This is a genomic window from Martinezella sp. CNPSo 3959 (assembly GCF_057784355.1).
Genome location: NZ_JBXSOV010000006.1, coordinates 219,958 through 235,620 on the forward strand (window position 1 = coordinate 219,958; position 15,663 = coordinate 235,620).

The window sequence follows — 15,663 nt, forward strand, 5'->3', positions numbered from 1 at the left end:
CCCATCCACGCGGCACCGGCTACCGGCCCATGCCCGTTCAGCTATGCCCGTTCAGCCATGGCCATCCATTCAGCCATGAAATGTCACCATCACAAGAATCCATGATTGTGCCGGGTGATTTCGGTCGTGTTTTATGACAAGTTGGCGATCCGAGTTGGCCGACAACGCAGAATTCTTCGCGCCGGCCGACACCCCCCGGAAATCTTCCATGCACGAGACCCTTGCCTATCTGCCGCAGATCCTGCCGGCCTATATCGCCTACCTCATCGCCGTCGCCAGTCCCGGCCCCGCCATCATGGCCATCATCGCCACCTCGATGACCCATGGCCGCAAGGCCGGCATGACGATTTCGCTCGGGATTTTCGGGGGATCGATGACCTGGGCGATTGCCGCAGCGGCAGGTCTCGCAACGCTGCTGCAGACCTATGCGATGGCGCTGGAGCTTCTGAAGATCTTCGGCGGCATCTACCTGCTATATCTCGCCTACAAGGCATTCCGTGCCGTGCGTGCCGGCGGCGAGCTGCCGACCGCTGTCGAAGGCCCGAAAACGCCCAGCTTCAAATCGCTGGTCCTGCGCGGCTATGGCATTCACGTCACCAATCCGAAGGCGATCTTCGCCTGGCTCGCCATCATCGCGCTCGGCATGCCGCAGGGCGCGCCCGCTTCCGTGGCGGTGCTGATCATCGCCGTCTGCGGCACGACCGGTCTTCTGGCGTTCATGGGCTATGCGATCCTGTTTTCGACATCGCATGCGCTGAAAGTATATCGCAATGCCCGGCGCTGGATCGAGGGCGCCATGGCCGGGTTCTATTGCTTTGCCGGCATCAAGCTGCTGACGAGCAATATCTGATCCGGCCTCGCTTTAAGCGGCGGATCACTCCGCCGCGACGGTCTTCTGGCCGAACCGCTTCTCGATATAATCGGTCACCAGCGCTTCGAAATCGGAAGCGATGTTCGGGCCGCGCAGCGTCATAGCCTTTTGGCCGTCGATGAAGACGGGAGCCGCCGGCGTCTCGCCGGTGCCGGGCAGCGAAATGCCGATATCGGCATGCTTGCTTTCGCCCGGACCGTTGACGATGCAGCCCATGACGGCGACGTTCAGCGCTTCGACGCCCGGATATTTCTCGCGCCAGACCGGCATGTTCTTGCGGATGTCGTTCTGAATATTCTGCGCCAGTTCCTGGAAGACCGTCGACGTCGTGCGACCGCAGCCGGGACATGCCGCAACGACGGGAATGAACTGCCGGAAGCCCATAACCTGCAGCAGCTCCTGCGCCACCTGCACTTCGCGGGTACGGTCGCCATTCGGCTCCGGCGTCAGCGAAACACGGATGGTGTCGCCGATGCCATGCTGCAGCACATAGCCCATGGCGGCGGACGAGGCGACAATGCCCTTCGAGCCCATGCCGGCCTCGGTGAGACCGAGATGCAGCGCATGGTCGGAACGCTCCGACAGCATGGAATAAACGGCGATCAGATCCTGCACCTGGCTGACCTTGGCCGAGAGAATGATGCGGTTGCGCGGCAGGCCGATCTCCTCGGCAAGATCCGCCGAGATCAGCGCCGACTGCACGATCGTTTCGCGCGTCACCTGCCGGGCCGAGAGCGGCGAGCCTTCGGCAGCGTTCTTGTCCATCAGTGCGGTCAAAAGATCCTGATCGAGCGAGCCCCAATTGACGCCGATGCGCACCGGCTTGTCGTAGCGGATCGCCATCTCGATGATTTCGGCGAACTGCTTGTCCTTCTTGTCCTTGAAGCCGACATTGCCGGGATTGATGCGGTATTTCGCCAGCGCCTCGGCGCAGGCCGGGTGATCGGCGAGCAGCTTGTGGCCGATATAATGGAAATCGCCGATGAGCGGCACGTCCATGCCGAGACGCAATAGCCGCTCGCGGATCTTCGGCACGGCGGCAGCGCTTTCATCGCGATCGACCGTAATGCGCACCAGCTCGGAGCCGGCTTTGTAGAGGGCGGCGACCTGGGCGACGGTCGAATCAATATCGGCCGTGTCGGTATTGGTCATGGACTGCACGACGACGGGGGCACCGCCGCCGACAATCACGCCGCCGACATCGACGGCAACGGAGGAACGGCGCGGTTTCGGATCGAAATCGGTGGCGGACGACATGGAAAGCTCTCGCAGGCCTCGAAAATGGGTGCCTTTCAGGTGGATCACGAAGCGGTCGTTGTCAACCGCTCCGGCGATCTCTTTTGATCGGACGGAGCTTAGCCGTTACCGAGCAAAAGCGACGAAATTAATGCTTGGCATCCCCGATGCCGTCAGCGTAGCGCGCGAGCGACGAGAAGGCCAGCACGACGAGCAGCAGCACCGGCAGCGTCATCAGGACCGGCGAGAAGCCGACATGCTCGGCGGCAAAACCGATGGCCGATGGCGCGACCAGCATGCCGGAATAGCCGAGCGTCGTGACGACGGAAATGCTGATCCCTGGCTGCAGGCCCGGAATATTGCCGGCTGCGGAAAAGGCGATCGGCACCATGTTGGAAATACCGATGCCACAGAGCGCAAAGCCGAGAATGGCGATCTCCGCATTCGGCGCCAGCGCCGCGGTCAGCATGCCGACGATGGCAAAGACCGTGCAGATGCGCAGCGTTCTGATGGCGCCCAGCCAATCGCGCACGAAATCGCCGGCAAAGCGCATGGTCGCCATGGTGGCGGAGAAAGCAGCGTAGCCGAAACCCGATAGCGCCACCGACGCACCTTTTTCCTGGCTGAGATAGAGAGCGCTCCAATCCAGGACCGCGCCTTCCGGCACCATGCAGAACAGCGCAACGATGCCGAGCAGCCACGGCAGCGGAATCATCGGCAGCTTTGCCTTTGGCTTGGCCTCATCGTGATGTGGCTGATCGCCAAGCACCATCGGCCAGGCAATGGCGACGAAAAGCACGGCAATCGCGGTCGAGGCCTCGGCATGACCGAGAATGCCCCAGCGCGAAATCAAGAGCCCGCCGATCGCCGCGCCCAAAAGGCCGCCAAGACTCCAGAAGGCATGGCAGGAGGACATGATCGCCCGACGCATGGATTTTTCGACCGAGACGGCATTGGCGTTCATGGCCACATCCATGGCGCCGATGAAACCGCCAAAGAGGAAGAGAGCGACGGCCGCGGTCCAGACATTCGGCGCAAGCGTCAGCGCCAGGATCATCGGCAGCAGCAATACCGCAAAGGCGCGCACGACAATGCGCGAACCGCGCACGGCGATCTGCGCGCCGGCAAGCGGCATCATCACGAGCGAGCCGACGCCGAAGGCGAGGATCATCAACCCAAGCTCGAATTTCGTCAGTTGCAGCCGCTCGGCGAATTCGGGAATTTTCGGTGCCCAGCAACCAACCATGAAGCCATTCATCAGGAACATCAGCGAGACGGCTGCGCGCGATTTGGTGAAAAATGAGCTCCTGCGCTCCTTCAAACCCTCCATTCTCGTTCCGTTGTCCATAAAAACTCCTCCCAAATCTGTGTCGCAGTCTATTTAAATCGATTGAAATCTCAACAATCGAAAAAGCCGCGTCAGTCACATTTCGTCTCCGTCTGTTAAAGTGGGGGCGATGGCGCTACAACCCCGAATAAATAACACTGCCGGGCGTCACCCTATTAAAATGTCCTATTGACGGCGTAAAATTAGGCTCCTATCGGTTGAGACCTGAAAGATTCTTTGGCCGGCCTCGAGTCGGGTCATCCTCTGGTGCATCCCCGTGAAAAACTCCATCAGCTATGGCATCCTGCTTACGGTGTTTGCCTACATGCTGTTCACCGCCCACGATTCGGCGGTGAAGCTGCTCGTCGCCTCCATCCCCGTCTGGCAGGTGCTGTTCATCCGAAGCTGCACCATCCTTGCCGGCTGCTTCGTCTTCGAAGGCCCCTCGCTCGTTCAGAAAGTGGCGCGCTCGCCGATCATCAAGCCGATGATCCTGCGCAGCGTCATCATCCTGATCGCCTGGATTTCCTATTACTCGGCAGCCTCCTACCTGCAGCTCGCCGAGGTGACGACGCTCTATTACGCAGCACCGATCGTCGGTACTATCCTCGCAACCATCGTGCTGCGTGAAAAAGTCACCGTCGCCCGCTGGATGGCGGTCGGCGTCGGATTCTGCGGCGTGGTGATCGCCTCCAATCCCGTAGGGCTATCGATTTCCTGGCCGGTCTATCTGGCGCTGCAGGCCGCCGTCCTCTGGGCAAGCGGCATGGTGCTGCTGCGCAAGACCGCGCTGCACGAGAAAAGCCATATCCAGATGGCCGTCTCCAATATCCTGTTCATCATTCTGACCGCCGGCATGGCGATCGCCCACTGGCACACGCCGACGCCCTTCCAGATCGTGCTGCTGGCGCTGACAGGCATCATTGCCGGCGCCGGCCAGTTCGCCCTCTTCGAAGGCATGCGCCAGGCGCCCGTCTCGGTGCTGGCGCCGTTCGAATATACTTCGCTCGTCTGGGCCTTCCTGCTCGGCTATCTGATCTGGGGCGACATCCCCGGCCCCAACACCTTCATCGGTGCCGTCCTGATCCTGAGCGCGGGGTTCATCATCATTATCAGCGAACGGATGAAGCGGCGGACAGCGGCGGCTTGAACTGCCTCGATGTGCTTTCGGCAGGTACAAGCCAGGGAGCGTGTCGCAAGCAAACGCTTCCACCGCCGGCGGATAGCCGTCACTCCGCCGGAGCGACGGTCTGTTCGATGGGCTTCGGCTGCCGCATCAAAAGAGCCTGCATCGGCCGCTCGAAGAACTTGAGGAGCACCACCGAAATCCCAATCGTGCAAAGCGTGACCACCAGCAATATTCCGGTCACAAAGGGTAGGGAGAGATGCTTGCCCAACAGCTTGAGCGGAAGCTGCAGCGTGTAGGGGTGGATGAGATAGAGCGAATAGGAGGCGTCTCCCAGCAGAACCAGAATGGCCCATATTCTCCCGGCTGGCATCCGCATGAGCAGGAAGCCCGAGACGAGCAGGACGGCAAGCAGGCTTGAGGCGAAAAGGCTAGGGCCGACGAATGTCACGATGAAGAAATGAGCCCCGCAGGCCAGAAGAATGAGCAGAGCGGCGGCTATATTCGATCCGCTTCTGAAGGCGCTGTATGCTGAATATGCCTTATGAAGCATCATGCCGAGAACGAATTCGATCAATATCGGATTTGTATAGAAACGCCATTCGACTGATCCCTCCGGCCAAATCTCATGCAGCGCGATCAGGAAGAGAACGGCTGCGGAGGCGAACCAGGTTGCCCTGGCGCCAAAGATCAGACAGACGCCATAAATTATGTAGAAGAACACCTCGTAACAAAGCGTCCAGCCCAGGAAAAGGATCGGCTGCACGGCGCCGCCCGTTTTCTGATAGGGGACGAAAAGAAGAGATTTGACGATCGTTTCCACCGTCACGATCGTCGAATTGAGCAGGCTGGGTTTCACAAGCGCAATCAAGACGACCACGAATGTCAACAGCCAGTAGAGCGGAACGATTCTGGCAATGCGCTTGCGTGCGAAATAGGCAAGTCCGCGCGCCGGATTGGAGGAGTAGCTGATGATGAAGCCGCTGAGAACGAAGAAAACGTCGACGCCGGTCGCACCCATGAAGAAATAATTTCGATCGAGATGGTATTCGATCGCAAGGCCGCTTCCGAAATGGAAGAGAAGGACGGAAAAGGCAGCCACGAACCGTAGAAACTGGAGAGAATCCAATTGTTTCAAGTTTGACCGCCGAATGGAAAGCGTCTGTTCGTCAATCATGAAGGCCCCAATCCGCTCTGATAGCTTGCTCCAACAAGGTTGCCATTGCCGCATTGGTGCTGCGGCTTGGATGCCAATCGCATCCGAAGTCCTTCGGTTTGACGCGTAAATTCAGATATCGCAGGCGAGTTTCGCCTTTCGTGGCGCTCGCCTGCACGACGGCCTCGATTGCTTTCTCGGCCACATCGAAATCCTTCTGGGACATCATCGGACCGAGAGCGGCGTACAGATACGCCTTTGGAAACTGATATCTGAGCCTGAAGATGAGCTTGACGTATTCGTCGATGAAATCGCTGGGATTCCTGTTATCCGAAAAGTCGTTCGTCCCCAGATTGACGACCACTGCGGAAACGCCTTCGTCAGGAAGAGCGGGCACGCCCTTTCTCAACGGCGTCACGCTGTCGATGACATCAAGCATGGTTTTCGCATTCTTGCCTGCACGCGAAAGGCCGATTCCGGAAACAGCGAGCGTCGTAAGTTCCATCCCGAGGCTGCGCGCCGCGACCGCGGCATATGTCAGGTATTGATTTTCCGTTCCGGGGCTGAATTTACATCCGGGACCAACACCCTCGAGGCCATAGCCTGCGGTAATGGAGTCCCCGATTGCCACCAGCTTTGTGGCCGGTGTTTCCGCGGGCAGGAACGACCCATCGGTTTCGGCGGAAACGAATATGGTATCGCCGATCCATCCCTCGGTGCGACGCGTCGCGCGAATCTCATGGGCGCCTTGCGGCAAGCCATCGGCAAACTGGTATCGGTGCTGCCCCGCTTGCAGATCAAGGCGCTGGGGAACGCCGTCCAGTTCGACCTCAAGGCTATTTTTCCCGGTATCAACGAGGGTAACCGAGAGCGACGTGCCTTCGAAACGCAACGCAAAACCACTGCCCGGCCAACCGAAAGCCGCATCGCTGGCAGCGACGCGGCCGATCCATTTCGATGGCCGCTCGATCGTTTCTGCCGCAAAGCACGGCATGAATGTGCATAAACTCAGAAAAAGAAACGCAATCGCGACATCAAACCTCATGACCGGCCATGGCCGGCAGCGCGCAATGATGGGCAATTCATCACCTCTTCGGGCTGCGTCAGATCAATTTTGCACTTTAAATTTCTAGTAGAATCGCAGTTTGATTGCTGCCGATGTCTCGCGGCAAACTACCGGGACACATTAATGGAGGCGCATGCGCATGCCTGGAATGAAAGGTGCCGCGCCAAGACATCGATGAGATGACGAAATGGGGCAACATTAAGAATAATAGGGCAGCATTGAGAATTGTCACTATGCCGCACTGCACAATTGATCAGCGATGGTTGGCGGTGACGGATGCAGCGGCTTCTTCGACGCTCCGATCGCAATTTCTTGAGAAAAATATTCGCATTTGCCCTTTTATCTTGCAGTTTTCTACGCTTTCGCGGTGCAAATTTTCTGCGATGTATGCGACATTGAATGAAACCGCTCCAGAAACGGAAGAAAACGATGAACTGGTTGAAGACTGTTGCCGCCGCCGCCCTCGTGCAGGCTGCGTTCCTGCTCCCCGCCCATGCCGGCGAAAACCTCAAGGCGATTCAGTCGGCCGGCGTATTCAAGGTCGGCACGGAAGGCACCTATGCGCCTTTCACCTTTCATGATGAGAGCGGCAAGCTGACCGGCTTCGATGTCGAGATCGCGGAGGCCATCGCCGGCAAGCTCGGCGTCAAGGCGCAGTTCCTGGAAGGCAAGTGGGATGGCCTGATCGCCGGTCTCGACGCCAACCGCTACGATGCCGTCATCAACGAAGTCGGCGTCACCGAAGCCCGCAAGAAGAAGTATGACTTCTCCGAGCCCTACATCGCCTCCAAGGCCGTGCTGATCGTCAAGGACAGCAACAGCGGCATCAAGGATTTCGCCGATCTCAAGGGCAAGAAGGCGGCACAGTCGCTGACCAGCAACTTCGGCAAGCTCGCAACCGAAGCCGGCGCCGAACTCGTCGGCACCGACGGCTTCGACCAGTCGATCCAGCTCGTGCTGACCGGCCGCGCCGACGCGACCATCAATGACAGCCTTTCCTTCCTCGATTTCAAGAAGCACAAGCCCGACGCGCCGGTGAAGATCGTCGCCCAGCAGGCCAATGCCGATTTCTCCGCCGTCATCATCCGCAAGGGCGAGCCGGAACTGCTTGCTGCGATCAACAAGGCGCTGGCCGATATCAAGGCCGACGGCACCTATGACAAGATCTCCAAGAAATATTTCGGCCAGGACGTTTCGAAGTAACAAGGCATAGGCAGGGACATAAATCTGTGAAAAAGATGCGTCCGGGGTCACCTCCGGACGCATTCTGTTATCGAAAGGCTTCTCCTTGGAGCATTGGCTGCAACTGATGTGGGAGTCACTGGGCACGCTGCTTTGGGCGGGGCTCGTCTTCACCATCCCGCTTACCTTGATCACCTTCGTTCTCGGCCTTCTGCTCGGCCTACTCACCGCCGTCGTCAGGCTGTTCGCCCCGGCGCCGTTCGTGGCCATCGCCCGCTTCTACGTCTGGGTGATCCGCGGCACGCCGCTTCTGGTGCAGCTCTTCGTCATCTTCTACGGCCTGCCGAGCCTCGGCATCCTGCTCGATGCTTTCCCCGCCGCCATCATCGGCTTTACGCTCAGCGTCGGTGCCTATACGTCCGAAATCATTCGCGCCGTCATTTCCTCCGTGCCGAAGGGTCAGTGGGAAGCCGCCTATTCGATCGGCATGAACTGGCGCCAGGCCATGAGCCGCACCATCCTGCCGCAGGCAGCGCGCGTCGCCGTGCCGCCGCTGTCCAACACCTTCATTTCGCTGGTCAAGGATACGTCGCTCGCCGCCGCCATCACCGTGCCGGAGCTGTTCCAAGCCGCGCAGCGCATCGTGGCAACGACCTATGAGCCGCTGATCCTCTATATCGAGGCCGCCATCATCTATCTCGTGCTCAGCACCTTTCTTTCGACGCTGCAGGGTTACCTCGAACGCCGCTTCGCCCGCTCGGGCGGCACACTGGAGGCACAGGCATGATCGAGCTTTCGCATATCGAAAAGCGCTTCGGCGACAATGTCATCCTCAAGGATATCAGCCTGATGATCCCGGAGGGGACGGTGACGGCGCTTGTGGGGCCTTCGGGCGGTGGCAAGAGCACGCTGCTTCGCTGCATCAACCTTTTGGAAATCCCGACCGCCGGAACGATCCGCATCGGCGGGGAGACGGCCACCTTCCAGCCGGGCAAGAAGCCATCCTGGCAGGATATCCAGAAGATCCGCCGTCAGACGGGCATGGTCTTCCAGAATTTCCAGCTCTTTCCGCATCAGACCGCGATCGGCAACGTCATGGAAGGGCTGACCACCGTGCTGCGCTGGCCGGCAGACAAGGCACGCGCCCGTGCCGTCGAGCTTTTGACCAAGGTTGGCATGGCCCACAAGATCGACGCCTGGCCCTCGACGCTTTCGGGCGGCCAGCAGCAGCGTGTCGCCATCGCCCGCGCGCTCGCCCCCTCGCCGCGTGTGCTGCTCTGCGACGAACCCACCTCGGCGCTCGATCCGGAACTGGCGGCCGAAGTCGTCGATGTGCTGGGCAAGCTCGCCAACGAAGGCACGACGATGGTCATGGCAACGCATGACCTGCGCCTGGCATCGAAGATTGCCAACAATGTCGTGTTCCTCGAAGCGGGCAACATCGTCGAGACCGGTTCTTCCCGCAGCATCTTCGGTGCCCCGGCGCAGGAGCGGACCAAGCAGTTCATCTCGACGCTGAATGCCGGCCACAGCTACGACATTTAAGCCGCCGACCTGGGTCGAAAGCCCCGATGTTGGGGTAAGCCGCGCATTGACGCTGCGCAGCTTTGCGGTTAGCTCTAATGCCATGAACACGGCACTCGTTATCGTAGTGGTAGGAAGGCGCATGGGCAGGATGGCGTAGCCATCCGGCGAAAGCACCCATGCGCGGTAAACAGGCTCCTGACGGGGCCTTTTTTATTGCCCGGATTCCGGGCGGCGCCTCGTCAGATCCCCTCGACTTCCCATCCACACAACGGACAAGGCCATGACGCGCACCGAAAGCCGCATCGACCATTCAGCCAGGCAAGCAACCGATGACCGGCCCCTCGCATCAACCGTCGCACAGCCGCGGCTGATAACCCTCATCCTGCTCTCGGCGCTTGCCGTGCTGCCTGTGAATATGATCCTGCCGTCTCTGTCGAAGATATCGGCGGCATTCCATGCCGATTTCGCTCTCGTGAACCTCTCCGTCGCTGGCTTTTCCATCGTGACTGCGTTCCTGGAAGCAATTGGGGGAGCGATATCGGACCGGTTTGGACGCCGGCCGGTTGTCCTGACGGCGCTCGCGATCTTCATCATCGCCTCGATCGGCTGTGTTCTCGCTCCGACTATCGGCATTTTTCTGCTGTGCCGCATGATGCAGGCCTGCATCGGACCGTGCTATTCCGTCGCCCTCGTCATCATCAAGGAAACATCGGACGAGCGTCAGGCTGCCAGCAAGTTCGGCTATCTCGCTATGGGTTGGGCATTGGCGCCCATGGTCGGACCGCTGTTCGGCGGATCTTTGGATGAGCTTTTCGGCTGGCGGGCAAGCTTCATCGTCCTTGCGATCTTCGGTAGCGCCGCCTTCCTCCTGTCCCTGCACGAACTGAAGGGATCGAAAGCGCCCGTCTCAGCTGCCCGCAGAAACTATCTCGCCTCCTACGCCTTGCTTTTGCGTTCGGCGCGTTTCTGGGCCTATACGCTCTGCATGGCCTGCTCGATGGGCGTGCTCTATATCTTCCTCGGCGGAGCGCCGCTGACGATAGGCGATGCACTCGGCCGCTCGAGCGCCAAACTCGGCTTCTACATGGGCATGGTTCCCGCCGGCTTCATTCTCGGCAGCTATCTCGCGGGTCGCTATGGCGCAAAAATCCCCGTCGGCACAATCCTCATCATCGCGCGGCTGCTGACCTGCATCGGATTGACTGTAGGCCTCGCCTTGTCGCTGTCGGGCATGGCGGGGGTTCTGGCGCTCTTCGGCCCCTGCATCTTCATCGGCATCGGCAATGGCCTGACCATGCCAGCCGCCAACAGCGGCGCCATGTCGGTCAGATCGGATATTGTGGGAACGGCAGCAGGGCTCGCCGCCGCCATGCGGATATCGGGCGGCGCGCTCATCGGCTCGATCGGCGGCTTGTTCATCGCGCGATCGCCAACGATCCATACGCTCTTCGCCTTGATGCTGGCATCGGCGTTGCTCGCGCTGCTGGCAGCAATCTGGGCCGCCATCGTCGAGCGGCATACCCGCAAGCCGCGCTAAAGGCACTGCTGCCGCAAAACCGACTGCAACAGTCAGGCTTTGCAGCAGAAGATAGTCAGCATCTCAGTCCCGCTCAGGCGCCATAGACGACGAGCAGATCCTTGGCGTCGATCTGGTCGCCGGCGCGCACCAGCACCTCGGAGATCGTACCATCCTTTTCCGCGTGTAACGCGGTCTCCATCTTCATGGCCTCGATGGAAACAAGCACGTCGCCGGCCTTGATCGCCTGGCCGGGCGAAACGAAGACCGTGGAGATGACACCCGGCATCGGCGCGCCGACATGGGCGGCATTGCCGGTCTCGGCCTTGCGGCGCACCGCGCTGCCGGAGGCCCCGTGGGCGCGATCCGGCACCTTGATGCGGCGCGGCTGGCCGTTGAGTTCGAAGAACACCGTCACCATGCCCTTCTCGTCGGTTGCCGTCATCGCTTGGTTGACGATGACGAGCGTCTTGCCCTTCTCGATCTCGGCAAAGAGCTCATCGCCTTCCTTGAGACCGTAGAAATAGGCCGGCGTCGGCAATACCGAGACAGGTCCGTATGTGTCGGCAGCCAGTGCATAGTCGGTGAAGACCTTCGGATACATCAGGTAGGAGGCGAATTCGAAATCGTCGACCGTGCGCTCCAGCTTCGTCTCGATGACCTTGCGCTCCGCATCGAGATCGGCCTCGGCAAGCAGCGAACCGGGACGAACGACATAGGGCTTATCGCCCTTCAGAGCCTTTTTCTGCAGCGCTTGCGGCCATCCGGATGGCGGCTGGCCGAGATCGCCCTTGAGCATGGAAACAACCGAATCCGGGAAAGCGATATCCTTCGCCGGGTTCTCGACATCCGCGACCGTCAGGTCCTGGCTCACCATCATCAGCGCCATGTCGCCGACGACCTTGGAGGACGGCGTCACCTTGACGATATCGCCGAACATCTGGTTGGCATCGGCATAGGCCTGCGCCACCTGGTGCCAGCGGGTCTCAAGACCGAGCGAACGCGCCTGTTCCTTGAGGTTGGTGAACTGCCCGCCGGGCATTTCGTGCAGATAGACTTCCGAAGCCGGTCCCTTGAGATCGCTTTCGAAGGCGGCATACTGATGACGCACGGCCTCCCAGTAGAAGGAGATGCGGCGAATCCATTCGGGATCGAGGCCCGGATCACGCTCGGAGCCTTTCAGCGCCTCCACGATCGAGCCGAGGCAGGGCTGCGAGGTATTGCCGGACAGCGCATCCATCGCCGCATCGACGGCATCGACGCCGGCATCGACCGCAGCGAGCACCGTCGCAGCCGCAATACCCGACGTATCATGCGTGTGGAAGTGGATCGGCAGACCGGTCGCCTCGCGCAGCGCCTTGAACAGCACCTTGGCGGCCGCCGGCTTCAGCAAGCCCGCCATATCCTTCAGCGCGATGATATGGGCGCCTGCCTTTTCCAGCTCGACGGCAAGATCGGTGTAATATTTCAGATCGTATTTCGGCCGCGCGGAATTGAGGATATCGCCCGTATAGCAGATCGCCGCCTCGCAGAGCTTGTTCTCCTCGGCAACCGCATCCATCGACACGCGCATGTTCTCGACCCAGTTCAGGCAGTCGAAGACGCGGAAGAGATCGACGCCGCCTTTGGCCGCCTGGCGGACGAAGTACTTCACGACATTGTCGGGATAGTTCGTATAGCCGACGCCATTGGCGCCGCGCAAAAGCATCTGCAGCAGCAGGTTCGGCGCACCCTCACGGATCAGCGCCAGGCGCTCCCACGGGTCTTCCGTGAGGAAGCGCATGGAAACGTCGAAGGTGGCGCCGCCCCAGCATTCGAGCGACAGGAGCTGCGGCAAAGCGCGCGCATAGGTGCCGGCGACGCTGGCGATGTCATAGGTGCGCATACGGGTCGCAAGCAGCGACTGGTGGCCGTCGCGCATCGTCGTGTCGGTCATCAACACACGCTTTTCATTGCGCATCCATTCGGCGAATTTCTGCGGACCGAGCTTGTCCAGCAACTGCTTGGTGCCGTCGGGGATATTGCCGTCGATATAGGGCAGCACAGGCTGCGCCACCTTGGGCGAAGGTACCGGACGACCGCGTGTTTCCGGATGGCCGTTGACAGTGACGTCAGCGAGATAGGTCAGAAGCTTGGTGGCACGATCCTGGCGCTTGACCTGCTGGAACAGTTCTGGCGTCGTGTCGATGAAGCGCGTCGTATAGCTGTTGTCGCGGAATTTCTCGTGCGTGATGATCGCTTCGAGGAAGGTGAGGTTCGTCGCCACACCACGGATGCGGAATTCGCGGAGCGCGCGATACATACGGGCGATCGCCTCTTGCGGGTTCGGAGCCCAGGCGGTCACCTTTACCAGCAACGGATCGTAATAACGGGTGATGATCGCACCGGTATAGGAGGTACCGCCGTCAAGACGGATACCAAAGCCGGATGCCGAGCGATAGGCAGTGATGCGGCCGTAATCCGGAATGAAGTTATGTTCCGGATCTTCCGTCGTGACGCGGCACTGCAAGGCATGGCCGTTGAGGCGAATATCTTCCTGCTTCGGAACACCGGATTCCGGCGTACCGATGGCGAAACCGTCGAGAATATGGATCTGCGCCTTGACGATATCGATGCCGGTGACGACTTCGGTGACGGTGTGCTCGACCTGGATGCGCGGATTGACTTCGATGAAGTAGAATTTGCCCGTGTCGGCATCCATCAGATATTCGACGGTGCCGGCGCCGACATAATTCGTCGCGTTGGCGATCTTCAGCGAATAGGCGGCCAGTTCCTGGCGCTGCGCTTCCGTGAGATAGGGGGCCGGCGCGCGCTCAACGACCTTCTGGTTGCGGCGCTGGACTGAACAGTCGCGCTCGAACAAGTGTACGACGTTGCCGTGCGTGTCGCCGAGAATCTGGCTTTCGACGTGGCGCGCGCGCTCGACGAGCTTTTCGAGATAGACCTCGTCCTTGCCGAAGGCCGCCTTCGCCTCGCGCTTGGCTTCCGTCACTTCTTTGGCAAGGTCCGCCTCGGAACGGATGACACGCATACCGCGGCCGCCGCCACCCCAGGAGGCCTTGAGCATCACCGGATAGCCGATCTCGGCCGCCATCTTGGCGACTTCGGCCATGTCGTCAGGCAAGGGATCGGTGGCCGGCACGACGGGCACGCCGACCGAGATTGCGAGATTGCGCGCCGCGACCTTGTTGCCGAGCTGGCGCATCGTATCGGCGCGAGGCCCGATGAAGATGATGCCGGCGGCATCGCAGGCATCGACGAATTCGGGGCTTTCCGACAGCAGGCCATAGCCGGGATGGATAGCATCGGCGCCAGAGAGCTTGGCGACGCGGATGACTTCCTCGATCGACAGATAGCTCTCGATCGGCCCGAGGTCACGGGCAAGATGTGGGCCGCGGCCCACCTGATAGCTCTCGTCCGCCTTGAAGCGATGCAGCGCGAGTTTGTCTTCCTCGGCCCAGATGGCCACCGTTTTTATGCCAAGTTCGTTGGCGGCGCGGAATACGCGGATGGCGATTTCGGAACGGTTGGCAACCAGGATCTTGGAAATGGGCAATGCTGTCTCCTCACGGCATCGAAACGGGCAATGCTGCACCCGCGAAGAGAATTCTTAACTTCTTGTCACAGGAAGTTCAATTTCTCCTGCGACATCCGGCATCAAAATAGTTGCCTTTACGGAATAAGTCCGTTTCTGAAGGCGATTGCCACGATATGCTGCCGATTTCTGGCCTTCAGCTTGTCCTGGATACTGTTCATGTACCAGTCGACGGTGTGATTGGAAATCTTCAGCAGCCGGCTGATCTCGATCGAGGTCATACCGTCGGCCAGATGGCTGAGCACTTCCATCTCACGCTTGGTCAGCTTCAGCTCGGCCGCTCCCGCTCTCTCAAGGTATTGGGCCTCGTCTCGAAACTCCAGAAGTCGCCAGAAGACCTTTTTGGCGACCGCATCGAAAATGGAAATCTCGGTTGGAGAGAGATCGACCGCTTCGCCGCCGATCGTCATGCTTCCCAGCAGGCCGTTGCGACCATGGATCGGGAAGAGATAGCCGTCGGCAAGCCCGTTGGCGCGGGCATCCGCCATCATCTGCTCCATGCGCCGCCGCAGCGGGTCCTTCTTCAGCGCCGCTACGGCATCGCTCCAGCGGAAAGGGCGTTGCGCCTGGGCCGCATAGCGCGCGACCGGATCGACGAGCATGTACCTCTTGCGGACATAAGTCAGCGGCCACTGATCGGGCCAGCGTCCCGCCAGCATGAAATGCGCAACATCGACATTCGGCCGCGCCCGTTTCAAGACGCCATAGAAATCGAACTTATAGGAGCGAAGCGCGAGTTCAAGTTCGGCCACGACGTCCTCCGCGAGCTTGCATTCCTCGATCACGACAAGCAATTGTATTAGCGAATGGATATTCACAGTTACCCCTTGGCCTCGCAGCCTGAATGATTGGCGGATGAGCTTTGTCATCCTGCTCGCCCGGTCCCCTAGCCGAGCTTAATCGGCGGCAACATACTCAGGCCGACGCAAAATTGAACGCCTTTGGCGATTTTTTTACCGCGCAACCCTGAATAGCCGTCCTTTGCGTGACTTAAAGGTAACGGTTAACGCGGCGGTGGATTCATTTCCAAACTGTCATATTTCTGCGGCGAACGATAGCAC

12 protein-coding genes are annotated in these 15,663 nt (G+C 60.0%); 6 read left to right on the forward strand and 6 right to left on the reverse strand.

Features of this window, described 5'->3' with window-relative positions; genetic code table 11:
- Positions 1-208 precede the first annotated feature (208 nt).
- Positions 209-850 carry a LysE family translocator gene (locus AC13RE_RS16100; protein WP_488563656.1) on the forward strand — a complete coding sequence of 214 codons (642 nt, stop codon included), beginning with the start codon at positions 209-211 and terminating at the stop codon, positions 848-850.
- Between the two features lie 24 nt (positions 851-874).
- Here AC13RE_RS16100 and ispG read toward each other — a convergent pair whose 3' ends face one another.
- Both ispG and AC13RE_RS16110 read right to left on the reverse strand, forming a co-directional pair.
- Positions 875-2,128, reverse strand: a complete 1,254-nt coding sequence (gene ispG / locus AC13RE_RS16105; RefSeq protein WP_120666123.1) for a flavodoxin-dependent (E)-4-hydroxy-3-methylbut-2-enyl-diphosphate synthase — start codon at positions 2,126-2,128, stop codon at positions 875-877.
- Between the two features lie 127 nt (positions 2,129-2,255).
- On the reverse strand, positions 2,256-3,455 hold the full coding sequence (locus AC13RE_RS16110) for an MFS transporter (protein ID WP_488563657.1): 1,200 nt from the start codon (positions 3,453-3,455) through the stop codon (positions 2,256-2,258).
- Between the two features lie 256 nt (positions 3,456-3,711).
- On the opposite strand from AC13RE_RS16110, the gene AC13RE_RS16115 reads away from it, so the two are divergent.
- Positions 3,712-4,584, forward strand: coding sequence for a DMT family transporter (locus tag AC13RE_RS16115; RefSeq protein WP_488563658.1), 873 nt, complete (start codon positions 3,712-3,714; stop codon positions 4,582-4,584).
- Positions 4,585-4,663: 79 nt separating this feature from the next.
- Here the strand turns inward: AC13RE_RS16115 and AC13RE_RS16120 are convergent, their stop codons facing one another.
- Entirely contained in the window at positions 4,664-5,698 is a 1,035-nt protein-coding gene (locus AC13RE_RS16120; protein WP_488563659.1) for an acyltransferase family protein, read from the reverse strand.
- A gap of 31 nt (positions 5,699-5,729) precedes the next feature.
- Positions 5,730-6,710 (reverse strand): SGNH/GDSL hydrolase family protein, encoded by a 981-nt coding sequence (locus tag AC13RE_RS16125; protein ID WP_488563660.1) that lies wholly within the window; start codon positions 6,708-6,710, stop codon positions 5,730-5,732.
- A 501-nt stretch (positions 6,711-7,211) separates the two neighbouring features.
- Here AC13RE_RS16125 and AC13RE_RS16130 point away from each other — a divergent pair.
- From AC13RE_RS16130 to AC13RE_RS16145, 4 genes are all read left to right on the forward strand, one after another.
- Complete coding sequence (locus AC13RE_RS16130) at positions 7,212-7,985, forward strand: amino acid ABC transporter substrate-binding protein (protein ID WP_488563661.1); 774 nt, start codon at positions 7,212-7,214, stop codon at positions 7,983-7,985.
- Between the two features lie 85 nt (positions 7,986-8,070).
- Positions 8,071-8,751 (forward strand): amino acid ABC transporter permease, encoded by a 681-nt coding sequence (locus AC13RE_RS16135; RefSeq protein WP_015341657.1) that lies wholly within the window; start codon positions 8,071-8,073, stop codon positions 8,749-8,751.
- A complete protein-coding gene (locus AC13RE_RS16140; RefSeq protein ID WP_112336166.1) occupies positions 8,748-9,509 on the forward strand; it encodes an amino acid ABC transporter ATP-binding protein in 762 nt (253 codons plus the stop codon). Before AC13RE_RS16135 ends, AC13RE_RS16140 begins: the two co-directional genes overlap by 4 nt.
- Positions 9,510-9,771: 262 nt before the next feature.
- Complete coding sequence (locus AC13RE_RS16145) at positions 9,772-11,028, forward strand: multidrug effflux MFS transporter (RefSeq protein ID WP_488563662.1); 1,257 nt, start codon at positions 9,772-9,774, stop codon at positions 11,026-11,028.
- A 73-nt stretch (positions 11,029-11,101) separates the two neighbouring features.
- Here AC13RE_RS16145 and pyc read toward each other — a convergent pair whose 3' ends face one another.
- Complete coding sequence (pyc, locus tag AC13RE_RS16150; protein WP_488563663.1) at positions 11,102-14,563, reverse strand: pyruvate carboxylase; 3,462 nt, start codon at positions 14,561-14,563, stop codon at positions 11,102-11,104.
- A gap of 116 nt (positions 14,564-14,679) precedes the next feature.
- The gene (locus tag AC13RE_RS16155) at positions 14,680-15,420 is read right to left on the reverse strand and encodes a helix-turn-helix transcriptional regulator (protein ID WP_488563664.1); all 741 of its coding nucleotides are present in this window, start codon (positions 15,418-15,420) and stop codon (positions 14,680-14,682) included.
- Between the last annotated feature and the right edge of the window lie 243 nt (positions 15,421-15,663).